The organism is Mesorhizobium sp. WSM4983 (assembly GCF_029625765.1).
Taxonomy (GTDB): domain Bacteria; phylum Pseudomonadota; class Alphaproteobacteria; order Rhizobiales; family Rhizobiaceae; genus Mesorhizobium.
On sequence record NZ_JARTVM010000002.1, the window covers coordinates 235937 to 260723 of the forward strand.

The following is a 24787-nucleotide window of genomic DNA, read 5'->3' on the forward strand; positions in this document are numbered from 1 at the left end:
AGTCTGGCAGTTTTATGCGGGCCTGGGAAAAACCAGAAGGCAAGCAGTCGCGCATCCCTTGATGGCAGGCAATCGCTTTTTCGCAGCCGCGAAAGGCAGGAGAAAAAAATTCTACGCCGGACCTCGAGGTGGTCGGGCACCTATCCGAGAGCTATTGATCCGGCATAGTTTTTAGCGCCGTGCAGCCGACACGGCAAAACGGTTTTTTCTAAATTCTACCAAACTAGTAGATTAAGACGCGGTCTTGCTGGTGGGTGAGGTCGCTGCCGCTTGCAGCACATCCTGCAGTCGTTAGTTGATCCGGAACTATCATGCTCGGCGGCACGTTTCGCTAACGATCCATCCCGTCGGTCGAGCCGCTCTCGCGGGGCTCGATTTGTGCTCAAGGCAAGGAGGAAAATCATGAACATCAAGCTTAAACGCGGTCTCTGGGTGGTCGTGGCCGACGGCGAGAAGGCGCTTTTCCTCCGCAATGAAGGCGACAGCAAGTTTCCGAACCTCGAGGTGGTTCAGGAGATGGAGCAGGAAAATCCCGCCACCAGGGAGCAAGGCACCGATAAACCGGGCCGGTATGCCGAAGGGCCACGCAGCGCGATCGAAGAAACCGACTGGCATCGCCTCGGCAAGGAACGTTTCGCAAGCGATATTGCCGATCGGCTCTACAAGCTTGCACATCGGGGTGAGTTCGACCAGCTCGTGCTGATCGCGCCGCCGCAGGTGCTCGGCGAGATGCGTCAGAAGCTGCACAAGGAAGTCAGTGAAAAAGTGCAGGCCGAAATCCCCAAGACGCTGACCAATCATACCGTCTTCGACATCGAGAATCTGCTCAAAGCGGCCTGAGCGGCACGCAGGAACGCACAGTGCAGGGGATTGATGCCGTGGCCCCCTCATGGCGGCTCGCTCTGATTTTCTCATCCGGCGCCCGATCGCGGCGCCGATTTCCGTGTAGCGGTGGTTGCGTCACCGCCCCTCCCCCGACCATATTGCGAAGGGGCGGCGGCCCTCGGGCGGCGCTTATCGACATCGTGAATTCTCGAAAGGCGCTCCATAGACAATGCCGCATGACACGCCCCTGATCGCCACCATCGTCGCCGGTTTGGGGCTTGCCTTCGTTTTCGGAGCATTGGCCAACCGATTCCGCATCCCGCCGCTGGTCGGCTATCTCGTGGCTGGCGTGCTGGTCGGGCCGAACACGCCGGGCTTCGTCGCCGACGCCAGCCTTGCCAACGAGCTCGCCGAGATTGGCGTCATCCTGCTGATGTTCGGCGTCGGCCTGCATTTCTCGCTGAAGGATCTTTTGTCGGTCCGCGCAATCGCCGTGCCCGGCGCCGTCGTGCAGATCGGCTTTGCCACGCTGCTCGGCGTCGGCCTCGCCTGGCTGCTTGGCTGGTCGCTCGGCGCCGGCCTTGTCTTCGGCCTCGCGCTCTCCGTCGCCTCGACCGTCGTCCTGCTGCGCGCCATGCAGGAGCGGCGGCTGATCGAGACCGAGCGCGGCCGCATCGCCGTCGGCTGGCTGATCGTCGAGGATTTGGCCATGGTGCTGGCGCTGGTGCTTTTGCCGGCGCTCGCCGGCGTGCTTGGCGGCCAGCCGCAGGCCGACGACCATGCCAGCCTGCTTTCGCTGCCCGCCAGCCACGGCATATGGGGCGTGGTCGGCATAACGCTGGCCAAGGTCGTCGCCTTCGTCGTCGTCATGCTGGTCGTAGGCCGCAGGGTCATCCCCTGGATCCTGCACTATGTCGCCCATACCGGCTCACGCGAGCTGTTCCGGCTCTCGGTGCTTGCCATCGCGCTCGGCGTCGCCTTCGGCGCGGCGAAGCTGTTCGGCGTCTCGCTGGCGCTCGGCGCCTTCTTCGCCGGCATGGTCATGAGCGAGTCCGAGCTCAGCCACCGGGCGGCGGAAGAATCTCTGCCGCTGCGCGACGCTTTTTCCGTGCTGTTCTTCGTTTCCGTCGGCATGCTGTTCGATCCGTTCAGCCTGGTCAGCAACGGCCTGCCGATCCTGGCGACCTTAGCCATCATCCTCATCGGCAAATCGCTCGCCGCTTTCGTCATCGTCATCGCCTTCCGCTATCCGGTCGCGACCGCGCTGATTATCTCGGCCAGCCTTGCCCAGATCGGCGAATTCTCCTTCATACTGGCCGAGCTCGGCGTCGGGCTGAAGCTTCTGCCCGAACAGGGCCGCGACCTCATTCTGGCCGGCGCCATCCTGTCGATCCTGCTCAACCCGCTAATGTTCCTGATCGTCGATAGGATGAAGCCGTGGCTGGAAAAGCGCGCCGGCAACACGGCAGAGCCCGAGGAATCAAGGCCGATCGGCCCGGCGACCGAGCCCGGCCAGGTGGCCTCGGCGGCGGCAGTGTCTGAAAGCGAGAATGGTCTGCCGCCGCGAACGGGACTCACCGACCATTCCATCCTGATCGGCTATGGACGTGTCGGCAGCCTCGTGGGTGCCGCGCTGAAACAAGCCGCCCTGCCCTTCCTGGTCGTCGAGGATGCCGACAAGACGCTGGCGAAGCTGAGGGCCGACGGCGTCGAAACGGTGGCCGGCAATGCCGCCAATGCGGACGTCTTCGCGGCAACCAATCCGGAAGGCGCCAAACGGCTGATCCTCGCCATCCCCAACGCCTTCGAGGCGGGACAGGTGGTGCTGCGGGCGCGCGCGGCCAATCCCGGCATCAGCGTCATTGCGCGCGCCCATTCCGATGCCGAGGTCGAGCATCTCAAGGCTCTCGGCGCCGACACCGTGATCATGGGCGAGCGCGAAATAGCACGCGGCATTGTCGAGGCGGTTACCGGCATGTCACCCGCTCGGCTGGACGACGCCGCTGTCGAGATCAGGCCGCGGCCTGCCTGACGCTCGTCTGCACAAACCAAGCGGATCAGGAAACGAATAACGGAAGCGATGTCGCTGAGATGGAAGTCACACGTGCTGGCCGCCATTGATGTGGATTTCCGAGCCGGTCACGTAGGACGCCTGGCCCGAACACAGGAAAAAGATGATGTCGGCCACTTCCGACGTGGCGCCCAGCCTTCTCAGCGGGATCGTCTCGACGATCTTGTCGGTGCCGGGCGACAGGATCGCCGTGTCGATCTCGCCCGGCGCGATCGCATTGACGCGGATGCCGTGCGGCCCGAAGTCATGCGCCATCTCGCGCGTCAGAGAACCCAGCGCCGCCTTCGACGTCGCATAGGCCGTGCCGGCAAATGGATGCACGCGCGTGCCGGCGATCGAGGTGACGTTGACGATTGAGCCCTTGGCGGCGGCGAGTTCCTTGAACAGCCCCCTCGCCAGCATGATCGGCGCGAAGAAATTGACCTGGAACACGTCGCGCCAGACATGCATCGGCGTCTCGATCGAGTTCATCCGGCCGCCGTCCTTGAGCTTCGGCGAGATGCCAGCATTGTTGACCAGCGCGTGCAACTGCCCGCCATGCGCCTCCAGCCGGTGGCGGATTTCCGAGACGGCAATGCCGACATCCTCCTGGTCGGCAAGGTCGACCTTGATGTGGTCTTCGGGACCGGCCGGCCATGGACAGTCCTCGGCAAAGGCCTGTCGCGAGCAGGTGATGACGCGCCAGCCCTCGCGTGAAAAGCGTTTCACCGTCGCATGGCCGATGCCGCGGCTGGCGCCGGTGAGCACGATGGTTTTTCTGCTGTCGATTTCGGCCATGGCTTGATCTCCGGCCGGACATGTAGCCGAAGGCGCCAGCCATTGCGAGAGGCGAGTTGCCGCTCAACCGCCGCTGAGGATGTCGAGAATCGACGTCTGCCGCCTTTTCTTCGGGCCGCCGACATCGCCGGGCGGCACCGGATGCCCGACCGAGGCGGTGGTACCGCCGTCGCTCGGCATATCGAAGCCATCGGCATCGACCGTCTGGGCTGGACGCGCCTGCCGTGCGGGCGCCTGGGCGACAGGGCTCGACTGGCCGACGGGCGCCGGCGGCGCCGGCTGCGAGTTGTCCGCCGAGGGTATCTCGTCCGGCACAACCGTATCGGGCGGCGTCGATTTCCACGTGCCGGGCAACGGCCTGACCGGCAAGCCTTCATGCGCGGCGACCATGAATTCGTGCCAGGCCTGCGCCGGCAAGGCGCCGCCGGTCACCTTCTTCATCGGGCTGCCGTCGTCATTGCCGAACCACACACCCGTCGTGAGGTTGGCGGTATAGCCGACGAACCAGGCGTCGCGTGAATTCTGGCTGGTGCCGGTCTTGCCGGCCGAGGGCCAGTTGAAGGCCGCCTTCTTGGCGGTGCCGACTTCGACCGTGCCCGTCATCATAGAGTTCATCATGCCGACGATGTCGGCCTTGAGGACGCGCGGCGCGCTGCCGCCATTGTTTTCGTAGAGCACCTTGCCGCTAGCCGTGGTGACGCGCTGGATGAAACGGATATCCGGCTTGTAGCCGCCATTGGCGAAAGGCACATAGGCGGCGGTCAGTTCCAGCGGCGTCACTTCCGAGGTGCCGAGCGCGATCGAGGTGTTCGACTGCAGGTCGGATTGGATGCCCATGCGGTGCGCGGCCTCAACCACGGCGTCGGGGCCGACCTCCATGGTGAGTTGCGCCGCCACCGAGTTCAGCGACTTCGCCAGTGCGGTGGCCAGCGTCACCTTGCCATAATATTTGCCGCCATAGTTCTCCGGCGTCCATTTGCCTATTCTGATCGGGGCGTCGTTGCGCACGCTGTCCGGTGTGCGGCCTGCTTCCAGCGCCGCCATGTAGACGAAAGGCTTGAAGGCCGATCCCGGCTGGCGCCGCGCTTCCGAGGCGCGATCGAACTGGCTGGTCGAATAGTCGTAACCGCCGACCATGGCGCGAACGGCGCCGGAATCATCGATCGACACCAACGCGCCCTGGGTGACGTTGAGCTTTCTGCCGCTCTCGTCGATCAGCCGGCGGATCGACTGCTCGGCGAGCTTCTGCAGCGTCAGATTCACGGTGGTGTCGATGACGATGTCGCCGCGCACGTCGCCGATCAGGTCGGGAAGTTCCTCCATGACCGTGTCGGCGACATAATTCTCCGAGCCGGTCCAGTAGGAGGGCGAGCGCGTCGCCGGCGCGCTCAGCGCCATTTTGTATTCCTTGTCGCCGATCTTGCCTTCCTCGCGCATGGCGGCGAGCACGAGCTGTGCGCGTTCTTCCGCCGCCTTGGGGTCGCGCGCCGGCGAAAGCCGCGACGGCGCCTTGAGCAGACCGGCCAGAAGCGCTGCCTCGGAAAGCGTGACATCGCGCGCGCTCTTGCCGAAATACCGCCGCGAGGCGGCCTCCACGCCATAGGCGCCGGACCCGAAATAGACCCGGTTGAGATACATTTCGAGGATCTGGTCCTTGCTGTGCTTGTGCTCCAGCCACAGCGCCAGCAGCACTTCCTGCACCTTGCGCTCCAGCGTGCGATCCGGCGTCAGGAACAGGTTCTTGGCCAGCTGCTGCGTCAGCGTCGAGCCGCCCTGCGAGAAATGACCGCCAAGGACGTTGGTGACCATGGCGCGCGCCAGGCCGATCGGGTCGATGCCGAAATGCGAATAGAACCGCCGATCCTCGATGGCGACGACAGCCTCGGGAATATATGGCGACATTTCATTGAGGCCGACGGCCTCGCCGCCGCTCATGCCGCGATTTGCGATGAGTTGCCCGTCGACCGAGACGATCTTGATGTTGGGCGCGCGGTCGGGGATCGACCATGTGGTCGCCGCCGGCATCTTGGCGCCGTAATAGACGACGACGCCGGCCACCGCGATGCCGCCCCAGATGCAGAAAACGAAGCACCAGTAGAGCAGGCGGCCGAAGATGGAAAACAGCCCGCGCTGGCTGCGATCGCGCCCCCGGCCGCGCGATTTCGCCTTGGCGGATTTGCGTTTCGCTGCGGATTTACGATTTGCCGGCACGACGCGATCCTCCTCGCTGACCGAAAAGCCGTCGGAGGATTTCGCCCGCGGCGAGCCCTCGAAGCTCGGTTCGATGCGACTGTCTCTGCGGTTCGCCATTGCGCTGTGCTTGCTGTCCCCGATGCCGATGGCGCTCGGGTTGCAGAGTAGATGCGGCGGTTTAAAGGCGCGTTAAGTGGGGAAAAATCGAAGTGATTGAAAAGCAAATGTTTGGTAAGTGGCCACCTGACGGAGCGCGATCGGCGTGGCATTCCGGCCGCGCTCCAGCGTTTGCATAGGCGGGCGAGTCGGCTCGGACTAGTCGAGCACGGCACGGACCGAGAGCGCAGCTCTCGATGCCCGCATGACATCGCCGACATGGCAGTAGCAGACGATCTCGTGCAGCTGATAGTCGGTCAGCTCGAAGAAGCGTTTTGCTTCGCCGTAGGTGTCGTTCTTCAAACCCTCGTCGTGCAGAACGGGGTCTTCCAGGGCGACGGATATGGGCGAGCCGGCGCCCCGCATGACATTGCGTTCCCGCGGGGCACGATATTCGGTGCCGATCAGCGCGGTCAGGAGCCGGTTTGGCTCACGTTCGAGAAGCTCCGCCCAACGTGCGAGGCGCTGGGTTCGGCTCATGACGGGTTTGGCAGTGCGGACCTCGGCAACGGCGTGCAACTGGTCCAGTGTTTGGTGCTTCATGGCAACCTCCTAGAGGCTAGGTTGGTCGGCCCCAAAACTCCCTATGCGCAGCATGATATCGCCGAACCGCGCGGACGTCATCCGTTTGCCGTCCACCCCCGCAAGATTTGATGGGGGCTGCGCGCGGCCCCCGCCAGTCTTCATGCCGTTCGCCAGAATGGAGACGAAATCAGACGCTTATCCTGGACGTCAAGGAACGCTGAACTCGGGCTCCGCCGCCCTTCGACCGACGATCGACGACAGGCCGTAGAAAGCCAGCGGCTGTTCCTGACAAGTCACCGCCACGACCCTGTTCGACCTGTCTATGTCGAGGCCCTTCGGCCCACCTTCCTCGACGCTGGCCCTGCCGCGCAGAAAGCTTTCGTCGTCGAGCACGGCGACCGAACGCGACGGCGTGCGGCGCCCCTTCCAGCCTTCCTCGCTTGCATAGACGTGAACCATCGGGCTGCCGGCGTCGGCGACGAGGATGTGGCTGCCGTCCTGCGTGAAGCGCAGGCCGTGCGGGTAGTTGGCATTTTCCAGGACACCGGCGGGCCGGGTCTCACCGCCAAGCGGTGCCGACATGTCGTAGATCTTCACGTCGTTGGTGCCGTGGCTGCTGACGGCGACCCACCGCCCGTCATGGCTGAGCGCGATGCCGTCCGGGATGTCGAGGCCCTGCTCCAGGAGAACCTGATTCCACAGGGCGCGGTATCCCCATCGCCCGTGAATCACATGGCGGGTCACTCGATGCGTGTAGTTGTTACAGACCAGCAGGCTGAGCCGGCCATGCGACTCACGCCTGACGGCGACCGAGCCGGGCGTTCTCAATCTGCAAAATCGGCTGCCTTTGATCACGCGAAGTGGCGAGATTTCGTGCCCTTGTCCGGCCGGATCGCCTTGCGGCAGGGCGAAGACGGCAACCAGCCCATCGCGATTGGCGACCACAAAAGTCCTGTTGTCGATGAAATCGAGGCCATGCACCTCGCCCATGCTGTCCGATCTGAGCTCCACGAAATCGCGGATAACGATCCTCGCTGCACCGGCCGTCGGCTCTATGTCGATGCGCAGCATCAGGCATCGCCTGCGTCCATATCCGGCGACGGCAAGCAAGCGGTTGTCGGGCGAAAAGCGCAGGTCCTCGGTCCGCCCGATCGCGGCGAGCGCATCGTTCACGGCACCGGTGGCCACGAAATCGATCCGGGGAATCATATCAAAAACCACCCCCGCCCCAGCAAGCGGACCCGGATGCAATAGGCGCTATCCGGAGCCGACCGGTCAAGTCCGCGAGATGCGGACGTAGTGAGATCAATTCTGCTGGATCGAAATGCCCTTGTCGTCGATCTTGAGCTCCACGCCCTTCGGCCTGGTCTGCTCGCGGTAGATGTAGATGCCAAGCGCGATGACCACGACGACCAACGCGCCGATGATGAGGTAGAGCATGTTCTGTCTCATCTCGCCCCCTTCTTGCTGCCGAGTCTCGCGCCTGCTTCGAGGCCCTGCGGCGGTCGCTCACTGGTCGCTGTCATCATTGGCCGATGCAGGCCGCCAACTGGTCGGCTCGACTTTTTTCTGGGTGTTGCTGTCGGTGTAGACCCACCAGCCGCCGTCGCGGTATTGCCCGACGGATTCGTTGACCACGCCGTGCTCGTCGTTCCACAGGATCGTGACCTGCGAGCCGTCCTTCGGCGCGCTCGCTATCGGTTTGCGCTCTGCCATTCAATCCCTCCTCATCTCACGCCGACAATGGACCGGCAGGAACGTCGCTCGACGCGCCGGGTCGTCAGCTATGCGCGAAGATATCCTCTTCCGCCCAGCCCATCAGATCGAGCTTGGCGCGCGTCGGCAGGAAGCGGAAGCAGGCTTCGGCCTCCTTGGTGCGACCCTCGCGCGCAAGCCGCGCGGCCAGCACCTCGCGCAGCCGGTGCAGGTAAAGCACGTCGGAGGCGGCATATTCGAGCTGCTCGGGCGACAGTGTTTCCGCCCCCCAGTCCGACGATTGCTGCGCCTTGGAGAGGCTAATACCGAGCAGTTCGTTGCATATATCCTTCAGCCCGTGGCGGTCGGTGTAGGTACGGGTCAGCCGCGAGGCGATCTTTGTGCAGAAAACCGGTTCGGCCATGACGCCGAAAGCGTGATAAAGGACGGCAATGTCGAAACGGCCGTAGTGAAACAGCTTCACCACGGCGTCGTTCCTGAGAAGGCTGACGAGGTTGGGCGCCTCCTTCTGGCCCGGCGCGATCTGGATGACGTCGGCGCTGCCGTCGCCGGGCGAGATCTGAACCACGCAGAGCCGGTCACGATGCGGGTTCAAGCCCAGCGTTTCCGTGTCGATGGCGACCGCACCGACATTGTAGCGGGAAAGGTCCGGCAGATCGTTCTTGTGGAAACGGATGTCGGTCATTCTCTTCTCCGGATCGCAGCCAGCGGCGCACCCGTCTTTGGACGCGAAGGCGCCGCGCATTGCGCTATCACGCCCGTCCTTGCCGCGATCCGGAAAAAAATCAACAGAAAGTTGATTTTCGCGGTCCGCCGCGGGTTCACCTCAGCGTGTCAGAGCATCGAGAATGCGCGCCCAGGAACGCTGCCCCTTGTGGAAGGAGGTGAGTTCGTACTTCTCGTTGGGCGAATGGATGCGGTCGTCATCGAGGCCGAAGCCGACCAGCAGCGATTCCATGCCGAGATAGGTCTTAAAATCGCCGACCACGGGGATGGAGCCGCCGCCGCCGGTGGTGACGGCCTGCTTTTCCCATTCGTCGGAGAGCGCATCCTTGGCCTTGGCCAGGAACGGCGAGTCGTAGGAAAGCTGGATCGCCGGCGAGCCGCCATGCGGATGGAATTCGACGGAGCAGTCGCCGGGAATCCGATCGCGCACGAAAGCCTGGAAGGCGGCGCGGATTTTTCTCGGATCCTGCTTGTGGACGAGCCGGAACGACACTTTCGCCGATGCTTCCGCCGCGATCACCGTCTTGAAGCCCTTGCCGGTATAGCCGCCGATGATGCCGTTGAACTCGGCCGTCGGCCGTGCCCAGGTGAGTTCGAGCACGGAGCGGCCCTTTTCGCCGGCGGGAATGGAAAGCCCGACCGGTCCGAGGAAGGTCTCGGCGGTCTCGCCGAGCCCCTCCCAGGATTTCAGCACCTGCGAGGGCGTCTCTTCGACGCCGTCATAGAAGCCCGGGATGGTGATGCGGCCGTCTTGATCATGAATGTCGGCGAGAATTTTGGTCAGGATCCGGATCGGATTGGCGGCCGGGCCGCCATAGAGGCCTGAATGCAGGTCGCGGCTGGCTGCCTTGACGGTGACTTCCTCGCCGACCATGCCGCGTAGCGACACGCAGATCGACGGCGTCTCACGGTTCCACATGCTGGTGTCGCAGACCAGCGCGAAATCCGCTTTCAGCTCGGCGGCGTTGGCCTCGAGGAAAGGCTTGAGCGACGGCGAGCCGGACTCTTCCTCGCCCTCGAACAGGATCGTGACGCGGCAGGGCATATTGCCGTGCACCTGCCTCCAGGCGCGGCAGGCCTCGACGAAGGTCATCAGCTGACCCTTGTCGTCCGCCGAGCCGCGCCCGGCGATCACCTTGCGTCCGGGCTGGACCTCCTTGATCGACGGCGCGAATGGATCCGTTTCCCACAGCTCGATCGGATCGACCGGCTGCACGTCGTAGTGGCCGTAGAACAGCACATGCGGCGCGCCGGCCGGTCCTTCGTGATGCGCCACCACCATCGGGTGGCCGGGCGTGTCGCGCACGCTGGCGTCGAAGCCGATCAGCTTGAGCTCGGCCGCCAGCCATTCGGCGCCCTTGCGGCAATCGGCGGCAAAGGCCGGGTCGGTGGAGATCGACTTGATACCAAGCAAGCCGAAAAGCCGCTCCAGGCTCTGATCGAGGTTCTGGTCGAGACGGTCAAGGACGGGGGAGAGTCTGGACATTTCTTCAGCCTTTCGATTCTGGCCCGACCCTAAAGGGGCGAGCAGAAAACGCAAAGCCGCGATCGTTGGACCACGCGTTCCGGCGTCGGTAACACGCGGGCTGGGAGACAAAAAAGAACCGCCGTGGTGGAGGGGGAACCACGGCGGTCTTTACTCGAAACGTTGCGGCAGCCCGGAGAGGGGGGATAGGCTGCCGCAGTTGCCCGGGATAGGCGGGGGACGGGCCTTACTCCGGACTTCGGCGAAAATTGCCGATGACAGCTATTTGGGTCTGTGAAAATGGCGATTCAAGGGCACGAAGATTACACTTTTGTAACATGCCCGTGAGCGGCTGAATTTTGTCCGACACCTGTCTGTCAGGGTTGTTGCCGGAACCGGCCGTTTGCGCAGCCTTTGGCATGGACCGCGAAGCTTGGCCGCGCTATCCCTGCCGGCATGAAAAAAGGCGATCATCTCTTTCTTGTCGACGGCTCCGGCTACATTTTCCGCGCCTACCACGCGCTGCCGCCGCTCAACCGCAAATCCGACGGCCTGCCCACCAGCGCCGTGCTCGGCTTCTGCAACATGGTATGGAAGCTGATGCAGGACGCCCGCAACACGAACGTGGGCATCGTGCCGACCCATTTTGCCGTCATCTTCGACTATTCGGCGAAGACCTTCCGCAGCGATCTTTATCCCGAATACAAGGCCAACCGCTCGGCGCCGCCGGAAGACCTGATCCCGCAATTCGGCCTGATCCGCCAGGCGACCGTGGCCTTCAACCTGCCCTGCATCGAGATGGAAGGCTTCGAGGCTGACGACATCATCGCCACCTATTGCCGCCTAGCCTGCGAGGTCGGCGCCGACACCACCATCATCTCCTCCGACAAGGACCTGATGCAATTGGTCGGCCCGACGGTCGGCATGTACGACCCGATGAAGGATCGCCAGATCGGCATTCCCGAGGTAATCGAGAAATGGGGCGTTCCACCGGAAAAGATGATCGACCTGCAGGCGCTGACCGGCGACTCCGTCGACAACGTGCCCGGCGTGCCCGGCATCGGCCCGAAGACCGCGGCGCAACTTCTGGAGCAGTTCGGAGACCTTGACGGCCTGCTGGCGCGCGCCGGCGAGATCAAGCAGGAAAAGCGGCGCGAATCGATCATCGCCAATGCCGACAAGGCGCGCATCTCGCGCGAGCTGGTGACGTTGAAGAACGACGTGCCGCTCAAGGAGGGGCTGGACGACCTTGTGCTGCATGCCCCGGACGGGCCGAAGCTGATCGGCTTCCTGAAGACGATGGAGTTCACCACGCTGACACGCCGCGTCGCGGAAGCGACTGCAACCGAGATCGGCGACGTCCAGGCTTCCAGTGTCACCATCGAGCGCGCCGACACCGCACATGGTCCCGATGTCGGCGCCGGCACGCCGACTGCCTCAAGACCGGCGGCGACGCCGAACGGCGCCGCGAAGCCTGCAGCACCGGTCAGGCCCCAGGATGCCCCACCGCAGGGCGATACGCCTTCCCTGCTCTCCGCGCTGCGGCTGGAGCAGGCGACGGCGCGCAAGATCGATCCCGCGGCCTATGTCGCCATTCGCGATACGGCCGCGCTGAAGGCCTGGATCGCCGAAGCGAGGGAAGCCGGCATCCTTGCCTTCGACGCCGAGACCTCTTCGTCCGATCCGATGCAGGCCGACTTGATCGGCCTGTCCATGGCGATCGCGCCGGGCCGCGCCGCCTACGTGCCGCTCGCCCACACGAGCGGCAATGGCGACCTGCTTGGCGGCGGCATGATGGCGGACCAGGTCCCGGTCCGCGACGCGCTGGCTCTGCTCAAGCCCCTGCTCGAGGACCGGTCGGTCCTCAAGATCGTCCAGGACATGAAATACGACATCGTCGTGATGAGCCGGCATGGTATCGAGGTCGGCCCGTTCGACGACACGATGCTGATCTCCTACGTGCTCGACGCCGGCACATCCGGCGGGCATGACCTCGCCTCGCTGTCGGAGAAGTGGCTCGGCCATGCGCCAGGCACGAAGAAGGAGCTTGCCGGCTCGGGCAAGGGCGCGGTCGGCTTCGACCAGGTCGACATCGAGCGGGCGACCGCCTATGCCGGCGAGCAGGCCGATCTGGCGCTGCGGCTGTGGCAATTGCTGAAGCCGCGGCTCGCCGCCAAGGGTCTCGTCTCCGTCTATGAAAGGCTGGAGCGGCCGCTTGTGCCCGTGCTCGCCCGCATGGAGCAGCGCGGCATTTCGGTCGATCGCCAGATTCTCTCCAGACTGTCGGGTGAGCTGGCGCAAGGCGCCGCCCGCGCCGAAGAAGAGATCTATGGCATCGTCGGCGAGCGCATCAACATCGGCTCGCCGAAGCAGCTCGGCGATATATTGTTCGGCAAGATGGGCCTGCCGGGCGGCTCCAAGACCAAGACCGGCCAGTGGTCGACCTCGGCGCAGCTGCTGGAAGATCTCGCGGCCGAAGGCCACGAGCTGCCGCGCAAGATCGTCGACTGGCGGCAGCTCACCAAGCTGAAATCGACCTATACCGACGCCTTGCCCGGCTTCATCAATCCCGGGACGAACCGCGTCCACACTTCCTATGCGCTGGCCGCGACGACGACCGGTCGGCTATCATCGTCCGATCCCAACCTGCAGAACATCCCGGTGCGCACCGCCGAAGGCCGCAAGATCAGGACCGCCTTCATCGCCGAAAAGGGGCACAAGCTGGTCTCGGCCGACTACAGCCAGATTGAATTGCGCGTGCTGGCCCATGTCGCCGAAATCCCGCAGCTCAAGCAGGCTTTTGCGGACGGCGCCGACATCCACGCCATCACCGCGTCCGAAATGTTCAACGTGCCGGTAGAAGGCATGCCTTCGGAAGTGCGGCGGCGTGCCAAGGCGATCAATTTCGGCATCATCTACGGCATCTCGGCCTTCGGTCTGGCGAACCAGCTGTCGATCCCGCGCGAGGAGGCGAGCGCCTACATCAAGCGCTATTTCGAGCGCTTCCCGGGCATCCGCGACTATATCGAGGAAACCAAGGCCTATGCGCGCGAATACGGCTTCGTCGAAACCATCTTCGGCCGCCGCATCCACTATCCGGAGATAAGGTCCTCCAACCCGTCGGTTCGCGCCTTCAACGAGCGCGCGTCGATCAATGCGAGGCTCCAGGGCACTGCGGCCGACATCATCCGCCGCGCCATGGTGCACATGGAAGAGGCGCTGGAGAAGGCGAAGCTGTCGGCCCGCATGCTCTTGCAGGTGCATGACGAGCTGATCTTCGAGACGGTGGAAGCGGAAGTCGAAGCGACAATTCCCGTGGTGCGCCGCGTGATGGAGAACGCGCCGATGCCGGCGGTCTCGATGTCGGTGCCGCTGCATGTCGATGCGCGGGCCGCCGACAACTGGGACGAGGCGCACTGATACCTTCGTCATCCTCGGGCTCGACCCGAGGATGACGACTCGAGGGGCTAAGCCGCCTCAGCTCTACACTTCGCGCAAACCCCGCGAAACTCGATCACCGCCTTCTTGGCGGCGAAGCCGGTCGAGCGCACCCATTCGTCCAGCCGGTGGTCGACATCATGGTCGGACATTTCGGTTACCTGGCCGCAGCTGTCGCAGATGGCGAATGCGGTCATCGAATGACTGTGGTCGTGCGGCTCGGCGCAGGCGACGAAGGAGTTCAAGCTTTCGAGCCGGTGCACGAAGCCCGACTTCACCAGCGTGTCCAGCGCGCGGTAGACCTGCAGCGGCGCCCGGAACCCGCGCTCGCGCAGTTGGTCGAGCAGCATATAAGCGCTCAGCGGCCCGCTGGCGGCTTCGAGCTTCTCAAGCACGCACAGCTGGTTCTTGGTCAGCGCATCCCTTGCCGTCATCTTGTCTCCGGTCGTCGCGTCGTTTCGCGTGCCGACTGCGCACGCGAACGGCCTTTGGTCCATGAGATAGCGACGAACGCGCATCTTTGCCACTGTTTCCGCAGCTGGCGGCCCGGCGCGGGCTACTTGCGCGGCGGTCCCTTGCGCTCGGCGGATGCCGCCCAAAGATTGATGTCGGCCTCGCGCGCATAGGTGTCGATCTCGGCAAGCTCGGCGTCGCTGAAGTCGAGCGCCTTGAGAGCGCCGACGCAATCCTCGACCTGTTCCGGCCGGCTGGCGCCGATCAGCGCCGTCGTCACGCGTCCCTTGCGCAGCACCCAGGCCAGCGCCATCTGCGCCAGCGTCTGGCCGCGCCGGCCGGCGATGGCATTCAATGCCTTGATGTTGGTGACCGACTTATCGTTGATGAAGGCCGGACGCAGCGACTTGCCCTGGGATGCGCGGCTGCCTTCCGGGATGCCGCCGAGATATTTATCGGTCAGCATGCCCTGCGCCAGCGGCGAGAACACGATCGAGCCGATGCCGAGCCCTTCCAGCGTATCGAGCAGCCCGTCTTCCTCGACCCAGCGGTTGAGCATGGAATAGCTCGGCTGGTGGATCAGGCAGGGCGTGCCGAGCCGCCGCAGGATGTCGGCCGCCTCGCGGGTGCGCTGCGAATTGTAGGACGAGATGCCGGCATAGAGCGCCTTGCCCGAGCGCACCGCTTGGTCGAGCGCGCTCATCGTTTCTTCCAGCGGCGTCTCGGGATCGAAACGGTGGGAATAGAAGATATCGACGTAATCGAGCCCCATCCGCGTGAGGCTCTGGTCGAGGCTCGCCAGCACATATTTGCGGCTGCCCCATTCGCCGTAGGGGCCGGCCCACATCTCGTAGCCGGCCTTGGTCGAGATGATCAGCTCGTCACGATAGGCGGCGAAATCGGTGCGCAGGATCTCGCCAAAGGCGGTCTCGGCCGAGCCGGGCGGCGGGCCGTAATTGTTGGCGAGATCGAAATGCGTGATGCCGAGGTCGAAGGCTCTGCGCACGATCGCCTGCTTGGTCTTGTGCGGCGTGTCATTGCCGAAATTGTGCCACAGCCCGAGCGAGATGGCCGGCAGCTTGAGGCCGGACCGTCCGCACCGGTTGTAGATCATCTTCTCGTAGCGATTCTCGGCGGCGACATAGGGCATAGGGAATCCTTGGGAAGGCGGCCGGGATCGCCGCTAAGTGACTTGAATCGATGCTCGCCCCGCACCTTTACCCTCTCCCCGCCGAAACGGGGAGAGGGGTTGCCACCTACTTTTTCTTCGCCAGCAGCGCCTTCGCTTCCTTGATGCCGAGCGCCGCCGGCCGCTCGCAGGTCGTCTGCATGGCGACGAACTTGCCGCTTTCGCCGGAGCGCAGGACGCCGGTCATGACATCGACGGCATGCAGCGCCAGCTCCATCGAGCAGCGGTGCGGCCGCCCTTCGCCGATCGCGATCGCCATATCGGCAAGACCTGCCGTGCGGTAGTTGGCCATCATGCCTTGGCTGTGCATCTCATTGGGCACGCCGAACGGATGATCCCACTTGGGAAGCTTCTTCACCGGCTTGGTCGCATCGGTGAAGCGGACTTCGCCGCCGAAGAAATTCGGGTCCGGCACAAAGACGGTGCCCGCCTCGCCGTAGAGCTCCATCGGCGCATGGCCGTGGCTCCACACGTCCCACGAGGTGTTGAGTGTCACCACCGCGCCATTCGCGAATTCCAGCAGCGCATGGATGGTGGTCGGCGTGTTGACCGGGATTTTTTCGCCCGCGCGCGGTTTGGAGCTGATGGTGCGCTCCTTGGCCGGCGTCGCCGCGAAAGCCGCGACCTGCTTCACCGGCCCGATCAGCTGGATCAGGTTGGTGACATAGTACGGGCCGATGTCGAGCACCGGACCGGCGCCCGGCTGGAAGAAGAAGTCGGGATTGGGGTGCCAGTGTTCCATGCCATGGCCCATCACATGGCAGGTGCCGCTGGTGATCTTGCCAAGCTTGCCGCTGTCGATCAGATCGCGGGCCAGCTGATGCGCGCCGCCGAAAAACGTGTCGGGAGCCGAGCCGATGCGAAGCCCCTTCTTCTCCGCCCGCTTCTTGAGATCCAGTCCTTCCTTGACCGACAGCACGAAGGGCTTTTCCGAATAGACGTGCTTGCCGGCGTCGAGCACCGCCTTCGACACGTCATAGTGCACGGCCGGAATCGTGAGGTTGACGACGATGTCGACGTCGTCATCTTTGAGAAGGTCATTGACCGTCTCGGCGCGGAGCTTGAACTCCTTCGCCCGCATCTTCGCCGCGTCCATGTTGATGTCCGCGCAGGCGCGCATCTCGATGCCGCGGAAGAGCGGCGCCAGCGAGAAATACGCCTTCGAGATGTTGCCGCAGCCGATGACGCCTACGCCAAGTTTGTTTGCCATGATGGTATGTCCTAGTAATTCTTGACGGATTCGATCGAGCGACGCGCGAAGCGCTCGATGTCGTTGGGGTTGTCCTGCTCCATGACGAAGTACTTCGTCGCGCTTTTCGCGCGCAGCGCCTTGATCAGGCCCGCCCAGTCGATGGTGCCGTGACCGACATCCGACCAGCCGTCCTCGTCCAGCCCCTCCCCCGGCTTCGCCATGTCCTTGACGTGGACGGCACTGATGCGCTTGCCGTGCCTTTCGATCCAGGGCAGCGGATCGGCGCCGCCGCGCACCACCCAGGCAACGTCCATCTCCCAGCCGATGTCGGGCGCAGCCGACAGGATGTGGTCCTGCGGCAGCGAGCCGTCGCCGAGCGGCTTGAACTCGAAATCATGGTTGTGCCAGGCAAAGCCGTAGCCGGCCTTCTTCGCGGTGTCGCCCACCTTGGCGAGTCGCTCGCCGAAGCCGCGCCAGCCGGCGGCATCGCCTGGCCGCGCATCGGGCATCAGGTAGGGGCAGATGAGCAGCGAGATGCCGAGCGCATCGGCAATCCTGCGCACGCCGTCGAAATCCTTCTCGAGCGCATCGATCGAGAAATGCCCGGTCGGCATGGCGAGCCCGTTCTTGTCGAGCTCGGCGCGGAAAGCCTTGGGATCGTCATAGACGCCGCCGAAACCTTCGACTTCTTTGTAGCCCAGTTCGCCGAGCATTTTCAGCACGCCGTCCCATGGCTGGAAGTTGCGGGCACTATAAAGTTGGAATGACCAGTTCATCTGTCTGTCCGTTCTGTTTGATGGTTCCGGGAGGTTGTGGTGGGAGGTTAGAGCCTGCTGTCGGTCTCGGCGTCGAACAGCGAGGCGCGCGCCGGATCGAAGCCGATGCGTATCGCATCGCCGTTGCGCAGCGTCTTGTCGGCTTCGACGCGGAAGGAGAGGATCTGGCCGCCGAGCTTCGTCCACACCAGCGTGTCGGAGCCCATCGGATCGACAATCTCGACAGTTGACTCGGCGGTGAACGGCATGGCCCTCGCCGCTTCGCCAAAAGCGATATGCTCCGGTCGGATGCCGAACACGCAGGGCTTGGCGGCGCGCCCGCCTTCGTTGTCGAACTGATAACGGCCGAGCGGCACCGAAACACCGTCGGCCTTGAACACCGGCGCGTCGCTTGCTTCCAGGTGCCCCTTGATAAAATTCATCGCCGGCGAGCCGAGGAAGCCGGCGACGAAGCGGTTGACCGGGCGATTGTAGATCGTCTGGGGCGCATCGAGCTGCTGGATGACGCCGCCCTTCATCACCGCGATACGGTCGGCCAGCGTCATCGCCTCGATCTGGTCGTGGGTGACGTAGATCATCGTGTTCTGCAGCCTGCGGTGCAAAAGCTTGATCTCGACGCGCAATTCCGACCGCAGCTTGGCGTCGAGGTTGGAGAGCGGCTCGTCGAACAGGAAGACGTCGACGTCGCGCACCAGTGCCCGCCCGATCGCCACGCGCTGCCGCTGGCCTCCGGAAAGCGCCGACGGCTTCCTCTGCAACAGCGGCCCGATCTGCAGGATCTCCGCCGCGCGCGCGATGCGTTTGGCGATCTCGTCCTTGGGCACGCCGGCGACGCGCAGGCCGAAGGAGAGGTTCCTTTCCACCGTCATCTGCGGGTAGAGCGCGTAGGACTGGAACACCATGCCGATGCCGCGATCCTTCGGCTCCTCCCAGGTGACATTCTTGCCCTTGATGAAGATGCGGCCCTCGGAGATGTCTAGCAGGCCGGCGATGCAGTTGAGCAAGGTCGACTTGCCGCAGCCGGATGGCCCGAGCAGCACGATGAACTCGCCCTCGGCGACGTCGAGATTGAGCGTCTTCAGCACCGACATGACGCCGAAATTCAGCGACAGGTCCTGGATCGAAACGCTAGGATTGGCGATCGCTGCTGCCATCATCATCCTTTCACCGCGCCGGCGGCGATGCCGCGCACGAAGAGCTTGCCGGAAACGAAGTAGACGATGAGCGGCACAAGGCCGGTCAGGATGGTCGCGGCCATGTTGACGTTGTACTCCTTCACGCCCTGTACCGAGTTGACGATGTTGTTGAGCTGCACCGTCATCGGATAGGTGTCGGGGCGGGTGTAGACGACGCCGAACAGGAAGTCGTTCCAGATGCCGGTCACCTGCAGGATGATGGCGACGACGAAGATCGGCAGCGACATCGGCAGCATGATGCGCAGGTAGATACCCCAGAAACCGGCGCCATCGACGCGCGCCGCGCGGAACAGTTCCTCCGGCATGGACGTGAAATAGTTGCGGAACAGGAGCGTCAGGATCGGCATGCCGAAGATCGAATGCACGATCACGAGGCCGGTCAGCGTGCCGTAGATGCCGATCTCGCGCAGGATGATGACGATCGGGTAGATCATCACCTGATAGGGAATGAAGGCGCCGACGATCAGGATGATGAAGAAGGTGTCGGCGCCCTTGAAGCGCCAGTTGGCCAAGGCATAGCCGTTGACGGAAGCGATCGCGATCGACAGCAGCACCGACGGCACGGTGATGCGCACCGAGTTCCAGAAGCCGCGCGACAGCCCGTCGCAATTGAGCCCGGTGCAGGCCTGCGACCACGCCTTGACCCAAGGCTCGAAGGTGATCTCCAGCGGCGGCGAGAAGATGTTGCCGAGGCGGATTTCCGGCATGCCCTTCAGCGATGTGACGATCATCACGTAGAGGGGCAGCAGGTAATAGAGCGCCACGACGATCAGCGTGCCGTAGAGAAAGATGTTGCGGCGCGAGAGCACGTGCCGCGGCTTCGTTCCGCTCGGCCCCGATGCATCGCGCGACGAGGCTTCGCGCCGAAGAGCATCACTGGACATGGAGGCAGCAGCTTCAGCCATGCTTCTTGCCTCCGAATTCGAGGTAGGCCCATGGCACGATGACGATCACCACCGAGAGCAGCATCATGGTGGAGGCGGCAAAACCCTGGCCGAGATTCTGGGCGAAGAACATGTAGTCGTAGACGTATTTCGCCGGCACTTCGGAAGCGATGCCCGGACCGCCGCTGGTCTGCGCCACCACAAGGTCATAGACCTTGACGATGCCGGCGGCGATGATCACCAAGGTGGTGACAAAGACCGGCCGCATCATCGGTATGATGATGAAGACATAAGTCTTCCACATCGGTATGCCGTCAACCCGTGCGGCCTTCCAGATGTCCTCGTCGATGCCGCGCAGGCCGGCGAGCATCAGGCACATGATCAGTCCCGTGCCTTGCCAGAGGGCCGCGATCGAAATGCCGTAGATGACGATGCTGGAATTGTAGAGCGGATCGAAGCTGAAGCTCGTCCAGCCGAGGTCTCGCACGACGCGCTGGATGCCGAAATCGGGATTGAGCAGCCACTGCCAGACCAGCCCGGTGACGATGAAAGAAAGGGCGAAAGGGTAGAGGAAGATCGTGCGGAACGTGTCCTCGAAGCGGATCTTCTGATCGAGCAATGCCGCGAGGATGAAGCCGATCACCAGCGAGAACACCAGCGAGATCACGCCGTAGATCAAAAGGTTCTCGATCGACACCAGCCAGCGCGGCGTCGCCCATAGCCGGTAATATTGGTCGAGGCCGACGAAATTCAGCCGCGGCAAGAGCTTCGAATTGGTGAAGGAATAGAGCACCGTCCAGGCCGTGCCGCCGACGAAGACGACCAGCGCGGTCAGGATCATCGGGATCGATGCGACCTTGGCGTTGAGGTTGCGTAAAAGCTGGTTGGGGCGTTCGCTGTTGCTCATCTCGGCAGCCGGGCTGGGACAATGAGGGCATCACGCTCCCGACCCCGGATAGGCGGGGGCCGGGAGCTGGCGGGGGCGCCGTTGATCAGTCTGCCGACGCGATGATGTCGGCGAAGCGCTTCTGCGCCTCTTCGAGCGTCATGTCGGGCTTGGCGAAGAATTCGGAGAACAGATCCTCCTTCTGCTTCTGGCTGTCCTGCGACAAGAGCTGGTCGGTCCACGGGATCACCGCGCCTTTCGCGAGGATGGCGAGGCCCTTCTTCATGCAGTCGTTCGCCGTGTTGAGGTCGACGTCGCCGCGCACCGGAAGCGAGCCCTTCTTGAGATTGAAGGCCACCTGGGTCTTCGGGTCGAGCAGCGTCTCGGCCAGAACTTCCTGAGCCTTGGCCTTGTCGGCATCCTTAAGCAGCGGGAAGTAGAACGCGTCGCCGCCCGTGGCGATGACCTCGTTCAGGCCGAGACCGGGCAGGCAGGTGTAGTCTTTGCCGGCGGTCTTGCCGGCGACCTGGAACTCGCCCTGCGCCCAGTCGCCCATGATCTGGCCGCCGGCCTTGCCGGTGATGACCAGATTGGTCGCCTGGTTCCAGTCCTGCACATTGGTGTTCTTGGCCATCTTACGGGCGTCGTCGGCGGCCTTGAACACCTTGGCGATTTCGGGACCGCCTGCGAATTTGGCGTCCTTGTCCCTGTAGACCTTGAGGAAGGCGTCGGTGCCGCCGACGGCGGCAAGCAGCACGTCGAAGGCGCCGGACGCCTGCCAGGGCTGCCCGCCGACGGCGAGCGGGATGATGCCGGCTTTTTCCAGCGCCGGCGCAGCCGCCACGAATTCATTCCAGTCCTTCGGCATCGGCACGCCGGCCTTCTGGAAGGCTTCGTTCGACAGCCATAGCCACTGCCAGGAATGGATGTTGACCGGCACGCAATAGATCTTGCCGCCGATGGTGCACGAGTCGAGCAGGCTCTTCGGCCGCACGATTTCCGTCCACTTTTCCTTGGTTGCGAGATCGGTGAGGTCGCGCATCAGCCCGGCCTGGACGAGCTCCTCCGCCTGCCGGCCGTGGTTGAACTGGGTGGCGCCCATCGGATCGCCGCCGGTGATGCGGCTGATCATGATCGGCCGCGCTGTGCCGCCGGAACCGGCGATGGCGCCGTCGACCCAGTGATTGCCGGTCGCGTCGAACGCCTTGGCAAGTTCGGCCACTGCCGCCGCCTCGCCGCCCGAAGTCCACCAATGCGTGACTTCGAGATCGGTCGCGGCCGCCGGTCCGGCGAAGTTCAGCGCGGCCGTCGCGGCGAACGCGGCGGTCAGGAATTTGTATCGCATTTTCGGTTCCTCCCAGAATCTGAAACGTTACAGATTTTCGATACGGCAAATGGCCCTTATAGGCAACCCCTCGAATGGAAACGGCATGAGATTTCTTCGGGGCACGAACAAAATCCTCTCCAAAGGGCCTGTCGGAGAGTCGCTGGTGCGGCCAATTGATGCAAAAAGCAGAGGTAAATCGAGATTTCCTTATGATTCCAGCAACTTTCAGCCCACCCCTGTGGCGCTGACCACAACGAGTGCGACCTGCCCGATGATCACGGGCGTTGGCAATCTGTAACGTTTCAGTATATTGCACCGTGTCATGGACTGAAAGCCGCGCAAATGGATGGGCGCGATTGCCGGCCGGCTTCGCGGCTGCTATGCGCCTGATGGGCGGGACGAATGGACAGACGAGCAACCGAGAAGGACGACGACACGTCGGCTAAGGGACGGCCGACGCTGAAGACGCTTGCCTTCATGACCGGGCTCGGCGTCACCACCGTCTCGCGCGCGCTGAAGGACGCCCCGGAGATCGGCGCCGAGACCAGGCGGCGCGTGCAGCTCGTCGCCAAGCAGATCGGCTATCGCCCGAACCGCGCCGGCGTGAGGCTGAGGACGGGCAAGACCAACGTCATCAGCCTGGTGCTCAACACCGAGCACGAGCTGATGAGCTTCGTCTCGGACATCATCTACGGCGTCACCGAGGTGATCGCCGACACGCCCTATCACCTGATCGTCACGCCCTATTCGCGCTCGCAGGACCCGCTGGATCCGGTGCGCTATCTGGTGGAGACGGGCTCCGCCGACGGCGTCATCATTTCACGCACGCAGCCCAACGACCCGCGCGCCCGCTATATGCTGGAACGCGGCATCCCATTTGCCACGCATGGCCGCACCGACATGGGGCTGGTGCATCCCTATCACGACTTCGACAACTATGCTTTCGCCGGCGAGGCGGTGCGCCATCTCGCCGGCATGGGCCGGCGCCGGCTGGCTCTGGTGACGCCGCCGGTCGGCCTCACCTATTACGACCACACGGTGAACGGTTTTGCCGATGCGCTGAGCGAAGTCGGCGCCAGCGAGGTGCCGTTCAACACCGTCTCCATCGACCACACGATCGAGCAGATCAGGATGCGAACTGCGCAGCTCATGCGCCGCGAGAGCCGTCCGGACGGCATCGTCAGCAGCGCCGCCGCCGCCACGCTCGCCGTTGTTGCAGGCATCGAGGACGCCGGCCTGAAACTCGGCCGCGATGTCGACGTGGTGTCGAAACAGTCCTCGGAAGTGCTGCATTTGTTCCGGCGCGAACTGCTGGTCGTGAACGAGAATTTCCGGCTCGCCGGCTCCGAGCTTGCCCGCGCTGTGCTCGGCTGGATCGGCGGCAAGGAACCTGGCTCACTGCAATCGCTGAGCAAACCGAGCGAGGTCCTGCCCTATCGGGGTTGACTGGCGCGACTTGAGAGTCAGGTCAGGCCGAGTCGGCGGCTTCCGAGAACTGGAAGCGTCCTTGAGTAGGACCGGGAGCGCAGGAAGCCGCCCTTTGCACGCTGGCCTAACCTGACTCTAGGCGGCGCCGCTTCCCCACGGCCCATGGAACGCCCCCTGCTCGCCGATGCGCTCGAAGCCGTGCGCGCCGAAGAAATCGCGCTGCGCCTGGATCAGGTTCGAGGTGCCGCGGCCCTGGCGATAGCTGTCGAAATAGGCGAGCGCCGAGGACAGCGCCGGCACCGGCGAGCCGGCTTCGGAGGCCCGCGCGACGATGCGCCTGAGCGACGGATGCGCCTCCTTCATCATGGCGATGAAGGCCGGCGCCATCAGGAGATTGGTCGAGGCGCCGCCTGAGCCGAAGGCCTCCGCCATTGTGTCCAGCATCTGCGAGCGGATGATGCAGCCGGCACGCCATATGTTGGCGATGGTCGGCATCGGCAGGCTCCAGTTGAATTCCTTTGAGGCGCCGCTCATCACAGCAAAACCTTGCGCGTAAGCCGCGATCTTGCCGGCGAACAGCGCCAGCTCGAGATCCTTCAGCAGCGCCGCCTTGTCGCCGGAAATCTTCTCGACGCCGATATTGCCGTAGGCCTTTTCCGCCGCCTGCCGTTCGTCCTTGATCGACGACAGCACGCGCGCCGCGACGGCAGCCTCGATGGCCGTCGCCGGAATGCCGAGCTGCTGCGCTTCGATGATCGACCATTTGCCGGTGCCCTTCTGGCCGGCGCGATCGAGGATGATGTCGACCACCGGCCTGCCGGTCTTGGGATCGTCGGCTGCGAGAACCTTGGCGGTGATCTCGATCAGGTAGGAGTTGAGCCTGCCCTTGTTCCAGCCGTCGAAGACCCTGCCGATCTCCTTCGGCTCCATGCCGAGACCGTCGCGCAGTATGCCGTAGATCTCGGCGATCATCTGCATGTCGGCATATTCGATGCCGTTGTGGATGGTCTTGACGAAATGTCCGGCGCCGTCGGTGCCGAGCCAGGCGGCGCAAGGCTCGTCCTTGAACTTGGCGGAAATCGCCGTCAGCACCCTCTCGACGCGCTTCCAGGAGTCTTCCGTGCCCCCGACCATGATTGACGGCCCGTGGCGCGCGCCCTCCTCGCCGCCCGAGACGCCCATGCCGATGAAGGTCAGGCCGGAGCCCGACAGCTCGGAGAAGCGCCGCATCGTGTCGCGGAAATTGGCATTGCCGGCATCGATGACGATGTCGTTGTCGGAGAGCACGCCGCGCAGCGCCGCGATCTGCTCGTCGACCGGCTTGCCGGCCAGCACCATGATGATGATCGGCCGAGGCGGCCGGATCGCTGCGGCGAGTTCCTCCAGGCTGTAGCAGGGCACAACCATGTCCTTCAGCGGACCGGCGTTTTCGACGAAGGCGCCGGTGCGCGACGGCGTGCGGTTGAAGACGGCGATGCGGTGCCCGTGCTCGGCGATGTTGAGCGCCAGGTTGGAGCCCATCGTGCCAAGGCCGATCAGGCCGATTTCGGCTTTTTCCATCGTT

The 24787-nt window shown here is 63.9% G+C and carries 21 protein-coding genes; 4 read left to right on the forward strand and 17 right to left on the reverse strand.

Going from position 1 to position 24787, the window contains the following annotated elements:
• Nucleotides 1–399: 399 nt before the first annotated feature.
• Nucleotides 400–840, forward strand: coding sequence for a baeRF12 domain-containing protein (locus P9254_RS08415; protein ID WP_164747059.1), 441 nt, complete (start codon nucleotides 400–402; stop codon nucleotides 838–840).
• Between the two features lie 214 nt (nucleotides 841–1054).
• Entirely contained in the window at nucleotides 1055–2857 is a 1803-nt protein-coding gene (gene ybaL, locus P9254_RS08420) for a YbaL family putative K(+) efflux transporter (protein ID WP_127243241.1), read from the forward strand.
• A gap of 66 nt (nucleotides 2858–2923) precedes the next feature.
• Here the strand turns inward: ybaL and P9254_RS08425 are convergent, their stop codons facing one another.
• From P9254_RS08425 to P9254_RS08460, 8 genes are all read right to left on the reverse strand, one after another.
• A complete protein-coding gene (locus P9254_RS08425) occupies nucleotides 2924–3673 on the reverse strand; it encodes an SDR family NAD(P)-dependent oxidoreductase (protein ID WP_067004093.1) in 750 nt (249 codons plus the stop codon).
• A gap of 63 nt (nucleotides 3674–3736) precedes the next feature.
• Nucleotides 3737–5983 carry a transglycosylase domain-containing protein gene (locus P9254_RS08430; protein ID WP_278053171.1) on the reverse strand — a complete coding sequence of 749 codons (2247 nt, stop codon included), beginning with the start codon at nucleotides 5981–5983 and terminating at the stop codon, nucleotides 3737–3739.
• Between the two features lie 198 nt (nucleotides 5984–6181).
• On the reverse strand, nucleotides 6182–6565 hold the full coding sequence (locus tag P9254_RS08435; RefSeq protein WP_067004095.1) for a hypothetical protein: 384 nt from the start codon (nucleotides 6563–6565) through the stop codon (nucleotides 6182–6184).
• A 189-nt stretch (nucleotides 6566–6754) separates the two neighbouring features.
• Complete coding sequence (locus tag P9254_RS08440; protein WP_278053173.1) at nucleotides 6755–7735, reverse strand: beta-propeller fold lactonase family protein; 981 nt, start codon at nucleotides 7733–7735, stop codon at nucleotides 6755–6757.
• A gap of 117 nt (nucleotides 7736–7852) precedes the next feature.
• The gene (locus P9254_RS08445; protein ID WP_082980768.1) at nucleotides 7853–7999 is read right to left on the reverse strand and encodes a hypothetical protein; all 147 of its coding nucleotides are present in this window, start codon (nucleotides 7997–7999) and stop codon (nucleotides 7853–7855) included.
• A gap of 57 nt (nucleotides 8000–8056) precedes the next feature.
• Nucleotides 8057–8263 (reverse strand): hypothetical protein, encoded by a 207-nt coding sequence (locus P9254_RS08450; protein WP_095778715.1) that lies wholly within the window; start codon nucleotides 8261–8263, stop codon nucleotides 8057–8059.
• A gap of 64 nt (nucleotides 8264–8327) precedes the next feature.
• Complete coding sequence (locus P9254_RS08455) at nucleotides 8328–8948, reverse strand: ribonuclease D (RefSeq protein WP_278053175.1); 621 nt, start codon at nucleotides 8946–8948, stop codon at nucleotides 8328–8330.
• A gap of 141 nt (nucleotides 8949–9089) precedes the next feature.
• On the reverse strand, nucleotides 9090–10475 hold the full coding sequence (locus tag P9254_RS08460; RefSeq protein ID WP_278053176.1) for a M20/M25/M40 family metallo-hydrolase: 1386 nt from the start codon (nucleotides 10473–10475) through the stop codon (nucleotides 9090–9092).
• Nucleotides 10476–10910: 435 nt separating this feature from the next.
• On the opposite strand from P9254_RS08460, the gene polA reads away from it, so the two are divergent.
• Nucleotides 10911–13874 carry a DNA polymerase I gene (gene polA, locus P9254_RS08465; RefSeq protein ID WP_278053178.1) on the forward strand — a complete coding sequence of 988 codons (2964 nt, stop codon included), beginning with the start codon at nucleotides 10911–10913 and terminating at the stop codon, nucleotides 13872–13874.
• 47 nt (nucleotides 13875–13921) lie between these two features.
• On the opposite strand, the gene P9254_RS08470 is transcribed toward polA, so the two are convergent.
• The 8 genes from P9254_RS08470 to P9254_RS08505 all read right to left on the reverse strand — a co-directional run bounded on the left by P9254_RS08470 (nucleotide 13922) and on the right by P9254_RS08505 (nucleotide 21813).
• On the reverse strand, nucleotides 13922–14326 hold the full coding sequence (locus P9254_RS08470; protein WP_059184736.1) for a Fur family transcriptional regulator: 405 nt from the start codon (nucleotides 14324–14326) through the stop codon (nucleotides 13922–13924).
• A 122-nt stretch (nucleotides 14327–14448) separates the two neighbouring features.
• Nucleotides 14449–15495: an L-glyceraldehyde 3-phosphate reductase gene (gene mgrA / locus P9254_RS08475; protein ID WP_067318927.1), complete on the reverse strand. Its 1047-nt coding sequence runs from the start codon at nucleotides 15493–15495 to the stop codon at nucleotides 14449–14451.
• A gap of 106 nt (nucleotides 15496–15601) precedes the next feature.
• Entirely contained in the window at nucleotides 15602–16744 is a 1143-nt protein-coding gene (locus P9254_RS08480) for a Gfo/Idh/MocA family protein (RefSeq protein ID WP_095800586.1), read from the reverse strand.
• 11 nt (nucleotides 16745–16755) lie between these two features.
• On the reverse strand, nucleotides 16756–17502 hold the full coding sequence (locus P9254_RS08485) for a sugar phosphate isomerase/epimerase family protein (RefSeq protein WP_095823517.1): 747 nt from the start codon (nucleotides 17500–17502) through the stop codon (nucleotides 16756–16758).
• Nucleotides 17503–17549: 47 nt separating this feature from the next.
• Nucleotides 17550–18659, reverse strand: coding sequence for an ABC transporter ATP-binding protein (locus P9254_RS08490; RefSeq protein WP_278053564.1), 1110 nt, complete (start codon nucleotides 18657–18659; stop codon nucleotides 17550–17552).
• A complete protein-coding gene (locus tag P9254_RS08495) occupies nucleotides 18659–19582 on the reverse strand; it encodes a carbohydrate ABC transporter permease (protein WP_278053565.1) in 924 nt (307 codons plus the stop codon). The genes P9254_RS08490 and P9254_RS08495 overlap by 1 nt, the downstream gene beginning before the upstream one ends.
• A gap of 13 nt (nucleotides 19583–19595) precedes the next feature.
• The gene (locus tag P9254_RS08500; protein ID WP_278053182.1) at nucleotides 19596–20489 is read right to left on the reverse strand and encodes a carbohydrate ABC transporter permease; all 894 of its coding nucleotides are present in this window, start codon (nucleotides 20487–20489) and stop codon (nucleotides 19596–19598) included.
• 85 nt (nucleotides 20490–20574) lie between these two features.
• The gene (locus tag P9254_RS08505; protein ID WP_067318935.1) at nucleotides 20575–21813 is read right to left on the reverse strand and encodes an ABC transporter substrate-binding protein; all 1239 of its coding nucleotides are present in this window, start codon (nucleotides 21811–21813) and stop codon (nucleotides 20575–20577) included.
• A gap of 384 nt (nucleotides 21814–22197) precedes the next feature.
• Here P9254_RS08505 and P9254_RS08510 point away from each other — a divergent pair, with 384 nt between their 5' ends.
• On the forward strand, nucleotides 22198–23241 hold the full coding sequence (locus P9254_RS08510) for a LacI family transcriptional regulator (RefSeq protein ID WP_127247060.1): 1044 nt from the start codon (nucleotides 22198–22200) through the stop codon (nucleotides 23239–23241).
• A 117-nt stretch (nucleotides 23242–23358) separates the two neighbouring features.
• Here P9254_RS08510 and gndA read toward each other — a convergent pair whose 3' ends face one another.
• Complete coding sequence (gene gndA / locus P9254_RS08515; protein ID WP_127247061.1) at nucleotides 23359–24783, reverse strand: NADP-dependent phosphogluconate dehydrogenase; 1425 nt, start codon at nucleotides 24781–24783, stop codon at nucleotides 23359–23361.
• Between the last annotated feature and the right edge of the window lie 4 nt (nucleotides 24784–24787).